Below are 14031 nucleotides of genomic sequence, written 5' to 3' on the forward strand. Positions count from 1 at the left end.
TCGACAAGCCGCCCGGCCCGGGGCCCGCTCACCGGGTCACGGACACCAACCCCGCCTCGTACGCGATGATGACCAGCTGGACCCGGTCCCGCGCGTCCAGCTTGGACAGCAGGCGGGTCAGGTACGTCTTCGCCGTGGCGACGCTGATGAAGAGCCGCTCGGCTATCTCGGTGTTGGACAGGCCCGTGCCGACCAGGGTGAGGACCTCGCGCTCGCGCTCCGTGATCGCGGTCAGGTCGCGGCGTGGGCGCGCCGGCTCCGAGGAGCGCGCGGAGGTGAAGTCCTGGATCAGGCGGCGGGTGACGCTGGGGGCGATGAGGGCGTCGCCGGCCGCCACGACCCGTATGGCTCCGATGATGTCGTCCAGGGCCATGTCCTTGACCAGGAACCCCGACGCGCCCGCGCGCAGCGCCCCGTACACGTAGTCGTCGTCGTCGAAGGTGGTCAGGACGACGATCCTCGACTCGCCCGCACCCGTCGTGATCCGGCGGGTCGCCTCTATGCCGTCCACGCCGGGCATGCGGATGTCCATCACCACGACGTCGGGCCGGAGTTCCTCGGTGCGGGTCACCGCCTCCTCGCCGTCCGCGGCCTCCCCCACCACCTCCACGTCCTCGATGTCGGCGATGACCATCCGCAGGGCCGTGCGGATCAGCTGCTGGTCGTCGGCGAGGACGACACGGACCGGCATCACGCGGCCACCGTCGCCGCGGTCGCCGGGACCGGGAGGCGGGCCGTCACCCGGAAGCCGCCCTCGGGACGGGGGCCCGCCGTGAACTCGCCGTGCAGCAGGGCCACGCGCTCGCGCATCCCGACCAGGCCGAAGCCGGTGTCGGTGGTGCTGCCCCGGCCCCGGCCGTCGTCGGTGACCTCGACGGCCACGTGCTCCTCCAGGTAGTCGACCGTCACCCGGCAGGCGGTCGTCGCCGCGTGGCGTACGACGTTCGTGATCGACTCCTGGATGATCCGGAAGACGGAGAGGTCGATGTCCGGGGGGAGTTGGCGGCGCGCGCCCTTCCAGTGGACGTCGACCTGGACGCCCGCCGCCGTTGTCGCGGCGGCCAGGCGGTCGAGGTCGGCAAGGCCCTCGGCCGGGTGCAAGCGGTCGGCCTCGACCGAGGCCGCGGCGCGGTCCCGGTCCCCGTCCTGGTCCGCATGGCGCAGGGCGACCAGCATCCGGCGCAGCCCCGACAGGGTCTCCCGCCCGGTCGTCTCCACCGCCGTCATCGCCTCGCGCGCGGCATCCGGCTGGGTGTGGACCACGCGGGCCGCCGCCCCGGCCTGCAGGGCGATGATGCCGATGCTGTGGGCGACCATGTCGTGCATCTCGCGGGCGATGCGCAGGCGTTCGTCGGTGATCGCCTGGGTGGCGGCCTGGGCGCGGAGCCTCTCGCCGTACTCGCGGGTGCGGTGGGAGGCGTCGCCGAGGAGCCAGGCGACGACGGCCGTCAGCGCCACGGTCAGCTCTTCCAGCGTGCCGATGCCCCATCCGCGCAGCAGCCGTACGGTCTCCCAGACCAGCAGGACGGCGAGCGCCATGGACAGGGCGGTGACTCCGGTACGACGGGGGCGGCCTGCCGCGATGAAGTAGAGGGCGAGGTCGACGGCGAGGAACTGGGCCAGTTGGATCGCTCCCACGGCCAGGTTGGTGGTGAGGAAGGCGGCGGCCGTCAGGAGCAGGGCGAGGGCCCTCAGCGGCCGTCGGTGCAACCACATGCTGCCGAGCAGCGCCAGGGCGCAGGCGATGGTCAGGATCAGCACGCCGTCCCAGCGGTAGAACTGGACGGCGGTGAACTCGTTGGCCGTCTCCTCACCCGGGAGCCGTACGCGGGCGAGGAAGGTGAACGCCGTGCTCGCGCTCCAGGCCAGGGCCACCCAGACACCGGGCGGCACGAGTTTGAGGCGGGGCAGGAGCGGCATGGCATGCATGCGGCGATCGTAGGCACGGGGGCCGTGGACGGGCATCGGTCCGGGGACGTACACCCCTGGTCGACACCGGCCGGGGAGAGTGTCGGCCACCGGGCGATACCGCGCGGCGGGGCGCCGACGAGACGGTGGTCCGTGTGATCGAAGTCAACGAACTGACCAAACGGTACGGCGACACCACCGCCGTACGGAATCTGACGTTCCAGGTGCGCCCGGGGCGCGTCACCGGGTTCCTCGGCCCGAACGGCGCGGGCAAGACGACGACGCTGCGCATGCTGCTCGGGCTGATCGGCCCGACCGGCGGGAGCGCGACGATCGACGGGCAGCCGTTCCGGCGTCATCCGCGCGGGCTGCGGCACGTGGGCGCGCTGCTCGACGCGGGCGATGTGCACGGCGGACGCAGCGCGCGGGCCCATCTGGAGGCGCTGGCGCGGAGCAATCGCATCCCCCGGAGCCGGGTGGACGAGGTGCTGGAGGAGGTGGGGCTCGCGGGGGCGGCGGCGCGGCGCCGGGTCGACGGGTTCTCGCTGGGCATGCGGCAGCGGCTCGGCATCGCCACCGCGCTGCTCGGCGAACCTCCGGTGCTGCTCTTCGACGAACCCCTCAACGGGCTGGATCCTGAAGGTGTGTTGTGGGTGCGGGAGCTTTTTCGCAGGCTCGCGGCCGAGGGTCGTACCGTCTTCGTCTCCAGCCATCTCATGTCCGAGATGGAGCACACCGCGGACGAGCTGATCGTCATCGGCCGGGGTGAGCTGATCGCGGCGGAGAGCGTGACCGCGTTCGCGGAGCGTGGCACCCGGCCGACGGTGACCGTGCGGACGCCGGACCTCGCGCAGCTCACGGCCGCGCTGTCCGAGGAGGGCGCGGCGGTGGCGCCGTACGACGACCGGACCCTCAAGGTGACGGGCCTGAGCGCGGCCCGCATCGGTGAACTCGCCTTCCGTCACCGGATCCTGCTCGAGGAACTGACCCCGCAGACCGCGTCCCTGGAGGCCGCCTTCATGGAACTGACCGCCGAAAGCACCGAGTTCCTCGCCGGAGACGCCCGATGACCACTCTCGCCCTCATCCCGACTCCCGCACACCCCGCCGCGCGGTTCACCGATCTCCTCGCCGCCGAGTGGATCAAACTCCGTTCCCTGCGCTCGACCTACTGGGCGCTCGGCGCGGGCGCCCTCGCCGTCATCGGCTTCAACGCCAACGCGGCACGGGTGCACGCGCACGACTATCCGCGCTACAACCCCCAAATGCGTTCCATCGCGTGGGAGTTGGCCCTGCGTGACGCCTTCACCGACGGATCGGCACTGATCCTGGTCCTCGCGGCGGCGAGCATCGGCGCGATCACGGTCGTCGGGGAGTACTCGACGGGCCTGATCCGTACGACCCTCGCGGCCGTCCCGGACCGGCGTGCCCTGATGGCGGCGAAGGTCGTGGTGGTGACGGCGGTCATGACGCTGTACGGCGCGTTCGTCGCGAGTGCCTCCTTCGCCTCGACGCAGGCGATCCTCACCACCCGTGACGCCGCCGTGTCGATCACCCACGTCGGTGCTCTGCGCGTGGTCGTCGCCTCCGCGCTGCTCGCCCCGGTCTGCGCGCTGGCGGGCATGGCATTGGGGGCCCTGATCCGGCACAGCGCGAGCACGATGGTCGCCGTCACCGCCGTCCTGCTCCTCGTCCCCAGCTTCATCACCGACCGCTACCGCTGGACGGCCGCCGTGCGGCACGCCATGCCCGTCAACGCCTGGACGCGGCTGACCGACATCGCCTACGGCCACGATCCCTTCACCCGGCTCCCTCGCTACGGGGCGACGGTGACGGGCAGTTGGGTGGTGCTGGGGGCGTGGGCGGTGGTGTCGGCGGTGATCGTCGTGGTGGCGGTGGACCGCCGGGACGTGTGAGAGGTCGTACGGGACGGCCGCGTACGGGATTGTCAGTGGGCGGCCGTACTGTGCACCTCACGCACACAACGCCGTACGGCATCACGCGCACTGGAGGAACCATGTCCGCGAGCGCCCGTCTCGTCACCACGCTCGCAGGCCCGCTGGAGTCGGCCACGGCCGGTTTCCCAGGAGAGCGGTGCCTGCCCGGCCGGACGCTGATCCTCCAGAGCGACGACACCCAGCTGGCCGCGTACGACCTGGCCGCGGCGCTCGCGGGGGAGGCGTCGGTGGCCCGCTTCCCGTTGCCGTGGCCGCGCCGCTTCGGGACGTGCACCGTGTCGCCGGGGCTGGACGTCGCCGTCTTCGCGGGCGTGCACGCGGTGCGGGCGGTGGACCGGCGGGGCGCCAGCCTGTGGGAGGTGCGGCACGGCTGCTGGGAGGGGAGCTGCCGGGAGATGCACGCCTCGTTCGACGAATACGGCGAACCCGGCGAACACACCGACAGTCGGGGGCACTTGTACGCCGACAGCGGCTCGGTGGTCTTCTCCGCGGACGGCAAGCTCGTGTGGGCCCATGTGCGCGGGCCGCTCGCGGCGGGGGGCGGGGATCCGGAAGTGATCGAGGAGTGGCTGGTGCTGGACGCCACGGACGGGACGGTCCTCGGGCGGGCGGACACCCAGACCGTGGCCGCCGGTTCGGGGCACGTGTCGCACCCGGACCCCGGACAGATGGGGCTGAGCGTCGGCGAGGGGCAGGACGGGGCGCCGCTGCTGTGGGGCCGCTGGGACGGTGAGCGGCTCTCCGTCGAACGGATCGACGACGACCGGTGTCTGCTCGCCGTGAGCCCGTCGGGCGAGCACTTCCTGACCGTGACCCACTATCAGGAGCTCCTGTCCCTGCACCGGGTCGAGGACGGCTCGGTGGTGTCGGAGCTGGACGCGGAGGAGGTCATACCCGATCACCCCGCCCTGGACCCGAACAACGACGAGCCCGAGGTGCACTGGGACTACTACGGTGGCTTCCTCGACGAACACACCGTCATCGCGGGCACCACCGAGGCCGACGAGGAGTACGGGACGGGACGGCACTGGCTGGTCGACGTGCGGGACATGCGGCTGCTCGGCGAGGTCACCTACCCTTTCCCGACGTCCGGCGTGCCGAACACCCTGGGCGACGGCAGCTGGTACACGATCGCCGAGGACACGAAGGAACTCCAGGTGTGGCGTCTGGCCGACGTCTAGAGGCGGACAGGACCCAGGGCCGGACAGGAACGTACGACCCCCTACGACCCCGTACTCAGCCCACTCCCCTGGACTCCTGGGCCGCCCTCGCCTCGATGCCGCGGAAGTGGTCGGCCATCGCGCGTTGGGCGGCCTCCACGTCTCGGGCGCGCAGAGCGGTGACGATGTCGCGGTGGCGGCGGACGGTCATTTCGGGGGACGGGTCGTCGGTCCAGCCGCGTATGCCGGCGACCCGGCTGAAGACGGTCCAGAAGGCGCCCAGGAGCTGCGGCACGAGCGCGTTGCCGAGCGAGGCGTACAGCAACTCGTGGAACTCGCGGTCGAGTTCCGGGAAGGGGCGCCCTGAGCGGCCCGCCTCCTCCATCTCGGCCACGACGGCTTCGAGGCGGTCGAGCTCCGGCTCGGTGAGCACGGCCGCGACCCGGCGTATCAGCCCCTCCTCCAGCACCTCCCGTACCTGGAGGATCTCCGCCAGCGCCCCGGTCTCGTTCTTGTCGTCGGGCTGGGCGAGCGTACGGAAGGTCAGGCCGTCCACGAAGGGGGTCAGCGAGGCCTCGCCCACGTAGGTGCCGTAGCCGTGCCGGATGTCGACTATGTCGAGGGCCTGCAGGGCCTTGAGGGCCTCGCGGACGGAGTTGCGGCTGACGCCGAGGTCCTGCATCAGCTCGGTCTCGGTGGGCAGCGGGGCGCCCGCCTGGAGTCTGCGGTCGAGGATCAGCTGCATGACCTCGCGCTGGATCTGACTGCTCACCCGGCGCTCGGACCTGCGCTCGGGCCCGCGCCGGTTCCCGGTCTCCTCAGACATGCGCCGCATCGTACGCTCACTGGACATCCGACGTCCCACCTCCGGGCGGATTCAGCACCAACTACCCGTGTTTCAGGGCTTCATTGGTCGCACCTCTGGAAGATACGCCATTCGTGTGCGATCCCTTGACCGCCCTCACGGGCCCTCTTATGGTCACGCTGCCCACCATGACGTAGGACGTCGTATCTCCCGCCTCTCTCTGGAGGAACCGTGCGCGACGTGACCGACCACTCGGCGCTGCACCGCCGACGTTTCCTGAAGTACTCCGGCGCCCTCGCCGCGGCCGGGGCCCTCTCCTCCTCGCTGGCGGCCTGCTCGTCCGGGCCGCAGTCCACCAATGACACCGGCGGCGGGAAGGGCGGCAAGGACGCGACGCTCACCGCCGTCATCGGCTACGGGAACGACGGCAGCTGGGACCCGACGCAGACCGCGTCCGCCTTCGCCATGGCGGCCAACAACCACATCTACGAGGGGCTGTTGGACACGGACCCGATCTCGCGCGAGCCGTACGCGGCGCTCGCGACCCAGGTGCCGGGCGATCTCAGCGGCACGTCCTGGAAGTTCACGCTGCGGGCCGGGGCCACCTTCCACGACGGGAAGCCCGTCACCGCCGACGACGTGGTCTTCGTCTTCGACCGGATCCTCGACCCGAAGACGCAGACCCTCGGCAAGGGCTTCTTCGCGAGCTGGCTGAAGGAGGTCCGGAAGATCGACGCGTCGAACGTCGAACTGGTGCTGAAGTTCCCCTTCCCGGAAGGCATCGCACGACTCACCCTCGCGAAGATCATGCCCAAGCACGTGTTCTCCCAGCCCGGTGCCTGGGACGACGCGATCAAGGGGAAGGCGGTGGGCTCGGGGCCGTACCGGCAGACCGCCCACCACCCCAAGTCGAACACCACCTTCGAGGCGTTCACCGCCTACAACGGTCCACGCAGGCCGGCCTTCAAGAAGATGAACTGGCTGACGATCGTGGACGCGGCGCCGCGCGTCGCGAAGATCTCGGGCGCGAGCGCCGGGGCCCAGATCGCCGACAACATCCCGTACGCCAACATCGAGCAGCTGAGGAAGGGCGGCATGACCGTCGAGGGCGGCGCGGGGATGAACAACCTCTTCCTGATGTTCAACACCAAGCACCAGCCCTTCGACGACGTACGGGTGCGCCAGGCCCTGCACTACGCCATCGACACCGGCAAGATGGTCGAGGTCGCCCTCCACGGACACGGCAGGCCGTCGAGCTCGTTCCTCAACGAGGGGAACCCGGCCTACCGGCCGGCGAAGACCGTGTACGGCTACGACCCGCGGAAGGCCAAGCAGCTCCTGAAGGCCGCCGGGGTCTCCGGGCTGAAGATCGAGATCCTGTCCGTGAACGTCAGTTGGATCGTCGACTGCCTGCCGACCATCAAGGCGTCCTGGGACGCGATCGGGGTCGAGACCACACTGTCACCGCAGGAGACGACGGCCGTCTTCACGAAGATGGACCAGAAACAGGACTACCAGGTGGTGGCCGCCGCCTCGAACCCCAACCAGTTCGGCCTCGACGCCGACCTGATCATGCACTACAACTACGGCCCCGAGAACCTGTGGATGCAGTACGCCCGGTGGGCGGGCGACCCGGTCGCGAAACAGCTCTTCAAGGACATGGACCGGGCGACGCGGGAGCCGGACGCCGACAAGAAGAAGACGATGATCCAGGACTACATCGACGTCGTCGCCGAACAGGCCGTGCTCTACCCGGTCGTGCACAACGAGCTGATGACGGCCTGGGACCCCGGGAAACTCACGGGCATCAGGGCCCAGCCCTATCCGGGCGTCAACCTCCTCCAGGCCAAGTGGGCCTGACGTAGATGACGGCCATCGTCCGCATCCTGGCCCGCCGTGTCGCCCTGCTCGTGCCGCTGATGCTCGGCATCGTGCTGTTCGTGTTCCTGGTGATGCGGTTCTCGGACGTCGACCCGGCGTCCGCGTTCTTCCAGGGCGCCAACCCCACTCCGCGGCAACTGCACGACTTCCGGCAGCAGAACGGCCTGCTCGACCCCCTCCCGGTGCGTTACGTCCACTTCATCGGCGATCTGCTCCACGGCGACCTGGGCACCAGCGCGCTGACCCGGGCGCCGGTCGTCGACCAGGTCACCACCGCGCTGCCGCTCACCCTCCAGCTCACCTTTCTCGGCCTCGCCATCGCGGTGGTGCTCGCGCTGCTCGGCGGTGTCACCGCCGCGATCCACCGCGACCGGCTGCCCGACCAGGTCATCCGGGTCGTGTCGCTGACCGGGGTCGCGGCACCCGGCTTCTGGCTGGCGCTGCTGATGATCCAGTACCTGGCCGTGGACCGGGGCTGGTTCCCGACCGGCGGATACATCAACCCCGGTGACTCGCTGAGCGGCTGGCTGAAGACGATGACGCTCCCCGCCTTCGCGCTCTCCCTCCCGGTCGCCGCCCAGCTCACCCGGATCGTGCGCACGGCCGTGGTCGAGGAACTGGACAAGGACTACGTCCGCACGGCGATCGGCAGCGGACTGCCGCCGGTGGTCGTGGTCGGCCGCAATGTGCTCCGCAACGCGCTGATCAACCCGCTGACCGTGCTCGGCCTGCGCGTCGGCTATCTGCTCGGCGGCGCGGTCGTCATCGAGACGATCTTCTCGCTCCCCGGCATGGGCAAGCTGATGATCGACGCCGTGAAGAACGGCGACCCGGCGGTCGTCCAGGGCGTCGTCCTGACCACGGCCACCGGGTTCGTGGTCGTGAACCTCGCCATCGACATCCTGTATCTGCTGGTCAATCCGCGACTGAGGGATGCCACGTGACGATCCCCCCGCTCTCCCGCCGACGTCTCACCGAGGGCCTCACCCGGCCCGGCATCCGACTGCGACGCCTGCCCGTCCTCTCCCGGATCGCCCTCGGCTTCCTCACCCTCGTGGTCCTGCTGGCCGTGTTCGCGCCCCTGCTCGCCCCGCACGACCCGCTCGACCAGCAACCGCAGGTCGACGGCACCGGCGCCCCCTCAGGCGGTCACTGGATGGGGCAGGACAGCCTCGGCCGGGACATCCTGAGCCGGCTGATGTACGGCGCCCGCTGGTCCCTCGCGATCGGCCTGGGCGCAACCTCCCTCGCCCTCGTCGTCGGCGCGCTCCTCGGCGCGATCGCCGCGACCTCGCGGGGGGCCGTCGACGAGACGCTGATGCGCTGCCTGGACGTCGTGATGGCGTTCCCCGGCATCGCGCTGGCCGCCGTCCTGGTCGCGGTCTTCGGCGGCGGCATCACGGTGCTGATCTGCGCGATCGCGTTCCTGTTCACGCCGTCGGTGGCCAGGGTCGTCCGCGCGAACGTCCTCGATCAGTACGGCGAGGACTATGTGACGGCGGAACGGGTGATCGGCGCCCGCACCCCGCACATCGTGCTGCGCCACGTGGCGGTCAACTGCGCCGCCCCCGTGCTGGTGTTCTGCACGGTCCAGGTCGCCGAGGCCATCGTCTTCGAGGCCTCGCTGTCCTTCATCGGCGCGGGCGTCCGGCCGCCCGACCCGTCCTGGGGCAGTGTCATCGCGGACGGCAAGAACATGGTGCTGACCGGCGGTTGGTGGGCGACGGTCTTCCCGGGTCTGCTGATGCTGATCACCGTACTGTCGCTGAACATCCTCTCCGAGGGCGTCTCGGACGCGTGGGCGGCACCCGTGGCGCGGGAGGTGGCGGCGAAGGCGACCGCCGGTGACCGGCTGGAGGCTCCCGAGCCCGGCAGCGGAGAGGTCCTCGAGCTCCCCGGTCTGACGGAGGCCGCCGCCCGGCTGCGCTCCCGGGCCCGCCCCCTGCCCACCGGCCGGCCCGTCCTCTCCGTGGAGAACCTCGCCATCGGTTTCGAGGCCCGGCACGGCGGGGTGGACATCGTCGACGGCATCGGCTTCGACGTGCACCCCGGTGAGGTCCTGGGCCTGGTCGGCGAGTCGGGCTGCGGCAAGTCGCTGACGGCGCTCGCGGTGATGGGCCTGGAACCGAAGGGGGCCCGGGTCCGGGGCCATGTCCGTTTCGACCAGCGCCAGTTGGTGGGCGAGCCGATGCGCGTACGACGCCGTCTGCTGGGCCACGAGATGGCGATGGTCTACCAGGACGCGCTGTCGTCCCTGAACCCGGCGATGACGATCAGGGCGCAGCTGAAGCAGCTGGTGCGCCGGGGCGGGAGGCAGACCCCCGCCGAGCTGCTCGCCCTGGTCGGTCTCGACCCCGAACGCACCCTGCGCAGCTACCCCCACGAGCTCTCCGGCGGCCAGCGCCAGCGTGTCCTGATCGCGATGGCCCTGTCCCGGGGCCCGAAACTGATCGTGGCGGACGAGCCGACCACGGCCCTGGACGTGACGGTCCAGGCGCAGATCATCACCCTGCTGCTGAAGCTGCGGGAAGAGCTGGGCTTCGCGCTGATCCTCGTCTCGCACGACCTGGCCCTCGTCGCGGACGTCACGGACCGGGTGGTGGTGATGTACGGCGGGCAGATCGTGGAGACGGGCGTGACGGCGGACCTGGTGGAGGCACCGGCCCACCACTACACACGCGGCCTGCTCGGCAGCGTCCTGTCCCTGGAGTCGGCGGCCGAACGGATGACGCAGATCAAGGGGGTCGTGCCCGCCCCCGCCGACTTCCCGGCGGGCTGCCGGTTCGCCGACCGCTGTCCGCTGGCGAGCGAGGTGTGCCGGACGACGGCGCCCGACCTGTTGGGCATCCGGACACACACGGCCGCGTGCCATCACCCCGCGGTCGATCTGATCACCACGGAGAGCGAGGCCGTCCAGTGAACGCGCTCATCACCCTCTCCGACGCCCATGTCGTCCACAAGGCCCGCTCCGGCGGCCTGTTCACCCGCGACCGGGTGTACGCCCTGACCGGCGCCGACCTCACCGTCGCGCCCGGCGAGACGGTCGGCGTCGTCGGCGAGTCCGGGTGCGGGAAGTCGACGCTGGCGAAGGTGCTGGTGGGCGTCCAGCGGCCGACGTCCGGCACCGTGCGCTTCCGCGACCGTGACCTGTGGTCGATGCGGCCCGCCGAGCGACGGGCGTCCGTCGGCGCCGGCACGGGCATGGTCTTCCAGGACCCGTCGACGGCCCTGAACCGCCGCCTGCCCGTACGCCGGATCCTGCGCGACCCCCTCGACGTGCACCGGCGCGGCACGGCACGGGAACGGGACGACCGCGTGCGGGAGCTGATGTCCCTGGTGGGCCTCCCCCGCGCCCTGGCGGACGCCCTGCCCGGCCAGTTGTCCGGCGGTCAGCGCCAGCGGGTGGCCATCGCGCGCGCCCTGGCCCTCGACCCGGACCTGGTGGTGGCGGACGAACCGACGAGCGCGCTGGACGTCTCGGTCCGCGCCCAGATCCTCAACCTCCTGCTGGACCTGAAGGAGCGCCTGGACCTGGCCCTGGTCTTCGTCTCGCACGACATCCAGACGGTACGGAGGATGAGCGACCGGGTGATCACGATGTACCTCGGCCGGATCGTGGAGGAGTCCCCGGCCGCCCGGGTCACCGACCGCGCCCGGCACCCGTACACCCGGGCCCTCTTCTCCGCCACGCCCGGCCTTCTGCACCCGATCGACCCGATCCCGCTGGTGGGCCCGGTGCCCTCGGCCACCCACCCGCCGACCGGCTGCCCGTTCCGCACCCGCTGCTGGAAGGCCGACGAGGACTGCGTGAGCGTGATGCCGGACTTCACGGCCGCGTCGACGCCGGACCACCGCTTCCGGTGCCACCATCCTGTCGAGGAGGACCAGTCGACGCGCGACCTGGTGGCCCAGGCCGTGTCCGCGGCGCCCGCCGTGGCCGACATCCCCGCCCAGCAGCAGCCTTGATCGTCCCGAGGGAGCCTTCATGCCGATCCCCACCCCGCTGACCGGTGTCGTTCCGCCCGTCTGCACGCCCCTGACACCGGACCGTGAGGTGGACGTCCCCTCACTCATCAGGCTCGTGGAGCACCTGGTGGACGGCGGCGTCGACGGCCTGTTCGTCCTTGGCTCGTCCTCGGAGGCGGCGTTCCTGACGGACGCCCAGCGACGGCTGGTGGTGGAGACGGTGGTCGCCCGTGCGGCCGGCCGGCTCCCGGTGCTGGCCGGGGTGATCGACATGACCACGCCCAGGGTGCTGGACCATGTGGCGTATGTGACGGCGGCGGGCGCGGACGCGATCGTGGCGACCGCGCCCTTCTACGCCCGCACCCATCCGGCGGAGATCGCGCGCCACTTCCGCCTGGTCGCCGCCCGTTCGTCCGTCCCCGTCTTCGCCTACGACATCCCGGTGTCCGTCCACACCAAGCTGGGCGCGGAGCTGGTCCTGTCCCTCGCCGCGGAGGGCGTGCTGAGCGGCCTCAAGGACTCCAGCGGCGACCTCGCCGCCTTCCGCGCCGTCGTCACGGGCGCCCGCGCCCACCCCGACATCACCGGCTTCACCACTCTCACCGGGTCCGAACTCGTCGTCGACTCCGCGCTCGCACTCGGGGCGGACGGGGCCGTGCCGGGTCTCGCCAACGTCGACCCGCACGGGTACGTACGGCTCGACCGGTTCTGCCGAGGGGGCGACTGGGAGCGGGCGCGGGCCGAACAGGAGCGGCTGTGCGGGCTGTTCGGGATGGTCGGGGTGGGCGACCCGGCCCGGATGGGCGGGGGTTCGTCGGCGCTCGGGGCGTTCAAGGCGGCCCTGCACCTGCGGGGCGTCATCGCCTGCCCGGCCACGGCGGAGCCGCAGGTGCCGCTGTCGGAGGCGGAGGTCGAGCGGGTGGGGAAGTACCTGGCGGGGGCGGGCCTGCTCTAGAGCAAGCCCTGGAAGTGAGAGCAAGCCGTAGAGGTGGGCCGACCGTCTGTCCTTCTTCCTCCACGAGACGAACGCCTACGGGGCCTGGCGGGCCCAGGACGACCTCGCCGCCCCCTTCCGCTCCGTCACTGGCATCGCATGCGCCTGTTCGAGCGCGAGGTCCTGCCCGCGTTCACCTGACGGGCGGACCCGGCAGGCGCAGACGCCGGAACTCGATCCTGTCGTACGGCCGTGTCGAGCCCGTCTCGTACAGGATCCCGACCCGGTCGTGCCCGAGGTCCACCAGGTCCGAGTAGGCGGCGGGCGCGGAGGAGAGGGTCGTCGCCCGGGTGAAGGTGGTGCCGCCGTCCGTGCTGCGCCAGAGGGCCATCGCGCGGCGGGCGGTGGGTACGGAGGGGGCCGAGAAGAGCAAGGGGGCGTGGGCGCCCTGGAGCTGGAGGACGCTGCCCTGGACGGCGGGGACGTCGTCCAGGGTGGGCTGGATCGCGTAGGGGCGGTCCAGGGTCTCGCCGCCGTCGCTGGAGTAGGTGTCCAGGCGGTTGCCGGGGGTGCTGCCGCCCTGGTCGCGGGCGCTGAAGTACAGGCGCCCGTCGGGGAGTTCGGCCGCGCCGCTCTCGTTGGCGTCGACCCGGCCGTCGTAGGTGCGGTCGGTGAAGCCCAGGTGCCAGGTACGGCCGCCGTCGTCGGAGTAGATCGCGTGCCCCCCGTAGTACTTGGCCTCCCGGCCGGTGTCGGTCGAGCCCGCGGGCGGGGCGGCGGAGTGGTTGGCGGGAACGACCAGACGGCCGGCGTGCGGGCCGTGGCGGAGGGCGATCGCATGGCCGGGGCCCGTCGCGTACCAGCGCCAGCCCGGCGGCTTCACCTCGGCCGTGATGTCCCGGGGAGCGGAGAAGCGCACGCCGTCGTCGCGGCTCGTCTGGACGAAGACGCGGCGGCCCTGGCGCGCCGTGACCTCGCCCCGCATGATCCGCGCCTCGCTCACCGCGCCGCTGTTGTAGGAGGTGACCAGGACGATCCGGCCGGTGCGCGGGTCCACGACGGGCGCCGGGTTGCCCCGGGTGTCCCCGGCCCCCGCCGCGACGACCCGCAGCGAACCCCACGTACAGCCCCCGTCGAAGGAGCGTCTGAGGACGACGTCGATGTGGCCGCTGTCGCCCGCGCCGTCGCGCCGCCCCTCGGCGAAGGCGAGCACCGTGCCCGCGCGGGTGGTGACGACCGCCGGGATGCGGTAGGTGTCGTAACCGCCCTTTCCCGCGGCGTACGGCACGGAGGAGGCGCAGTCGGTACGGGGACGGGGGGCGGCGGCGGACGCGACGCCGGCGCCGGTGGCGAGGAGGCCGACGGCCAGGGCGGCGGCGAGACTGCGGCTCAGGGTGGTCCCCGCTCTCCCCCGCGCAAG

At 71.6% G+C, this 14031-nt stretch carries 12 protein-coding genes; 8 read left to right on the forward strand and 4 right to left on the reverse strand.

From position 1 onward, the window contains the following. Window positions 1-28: 28 nt before the first annotated feature. Window positions 29-691, reverse strand: a complete 663-nt coding sequence (locus FNV62_RS18960; RefSeq protein ID WP_097284658.1) for a response regulator — start codon at window positions 689-691, stop codon at window positions 29-31. Then, the gene (locus FNV62_RS18965; protein ID WP_144315439.1) at window positions 691-1929 is read right to left on the reverse strand and encodes a sensor histidine kinase; all 1239 of its coding nucleotides are present in this window, start codon (window positions 1927-1929) and stop codon (window positions 691-693) included. The genes FNV62_RS18960 and FNV62_RS18965 overlap by 1 nt, the downstream gene beginning before the upstream one ends. A 134-nt stretch (window positions 1930-2063) precedes the next feature. Between FNV62_RS18965 and FNV62_RS18970 the strand changes: the two genes are divergently transcribed. The 3 genes from FNV62_RS18970 (at window position 2064) to FNV62_RS18980 (ending at window position 5046) form a co-directional block, all read left to right on the forward strand. Further along, the gene (locus tag FNV62_RS18970; RefSeq protein ID WP_179858160.1) at window positions 2064-2978 is read left to right on the forward strand and encodes an ABC transporter ATP-binding protein; all 915 of its coding nucleotides are present in this window, start codon (window positions 2064-2066) and stop codon (window positions 2976-2978) included. Further along, window positions 2975-3823: an ABC transporter permease gene (locus tag FNV62_RS18975; RefSeq protein WP_144315440.1), complete on the forward strand. Its 849-nt coding sequence runs from the start codon at window positions 2975-2977 to the stop codon at window positions 3821-3823. The genes FNV62_RS18970 and FNV62_RS18975 overlap by 4 nt, the downstream gene beginning before the upstream one ends. Before the next feature lie 101 nt (window positions 3824-3924). Next, window positions 3925-5046 (forward strand): hypothetical protein, encoded by a 1122-nt coding sequence (locus FNV62_RS18980; RefSeq protein ID WP_144315441.1) that lies wholly within the window; start codon window positions 3925-3927, stop codon window positions 5044-5046. Between the two features lie 55 nt (window positions 5047-5101). Here the strand turns inward: FNV62_RS18980 and FNV62_RS18985 are convergent, their stop codons facing one another. Further along, window positions 5102-5851, reverse strand: a complete 750-nt coding sequence (locus FNV62_RS18985; protein ID WP_225900294.1) for a FadR/GntR family transcriptional regulator — start codon at window positions 5849-5851, stop codon at window positions 5102-5104. A 210-nt stretch (window positions 5852-6061) separates the two neighbouring features. Between FNV62_RS18985 and FNV62_RS18990 the strand changes: the two genes are divergently transcribed. The 5 genes from FNV62_RS18990 to FNV62_RS19010 are packed head-to-tail and all read left to right on the forward strand — an operon-like array spanning window position 6062 to window position 12632. After that, window positions 6062-7690 carry an ABC transporter substrate-binding protein gene (locus tag FNV62_RS18990; protein ID WP_143608037.1) on the forward strand — a complete coding sequence of 543 codons (1629 nt, stop codon included), beginning with the start codon at window positions 6062-6064 and terminating at the stop codon, window positions 7688-7690. 5 nt (window positions 7691-7695) lie between these two features. Beyond that, window positions 7696-8655: an ABC transporter permease gene (locus tag FNV62_RS18995; RefSeq protein WP_060896480.1), complete on the forward strand. Its 960-nt coding sequence runs from the start codon at window positions 7696-7698 to the stop codon at window positions 8653-8655. Then, window positions 8652-10631 (forward strand): dipeptide/oligopeptide/nickel ABC transporter permease/ATP-binding protein, encoded by a 1980-nt coding sequence (locus FNV62_RS19000; RefSeq protein ID WP_143613342.1) that lies wholly within the window; start codon window positions 8652-8654, stop codon window positions 10629-10631. Before FNV62_RS18995 ends, FNV62_RS19000 begins: the two co-directional genes overlap by 4 nt. Continuing rightward, window positions 10628-11677 carry an ABC transporter ATP-binding protein gene (locus FNV62_RS19005; protein ID WP_143608039.1) on the forward strand — a complete coding sequence of 350 codons (1050 nt, stop codon included), beginning with the start codon at window positions 10628-10630 and terminating at the stop codon, window positions 11675-11677. The genes FNV62_RS19000 and FNV62_RS19005 overlap by 4 nt, the downstream gene beginning before the upstream one ends. Before the next feature lie 19 nt (window positions 11678-11696). Continuing rightward, a complete protein-coding gene (locus tag FNV62_RS19010; RefSeq protein ID WP_144315442.1) occupies window positions 11697-12632 on the forward strand; it encodes a dihydrodipicolinate synthase family protein in 936 nt (311 codons plus the stop codon). 172 nt (window positions 12633-12804) lie between these two features. Here the strand turns inward: FNV62_RS19010 and FNV62_RS19015 are convergent, their stop codons facing one another. After that, window positions 12805-14004, reverse strand: coding sequence for a sialidase family protein (locus FNV62_RS19015; protein WP_144315443.1), 1200 nt, complete (start codon window positions 14002-14004; stop codon window positions 12805-12807). Window positions 14005-14031 lie beyond the last annotated feature (27 nt).

Source organism: Streptomyces sp. RLB3-17, assembly GCF_007113425.2.
Taxonomy (GTDB): domain Bacteria; phylum Actinomycetota; class Actinomycetes; order Streptomycetales; family Streptomycetaceae; genus Streptomyces; species Streptomyces mirabilis_D.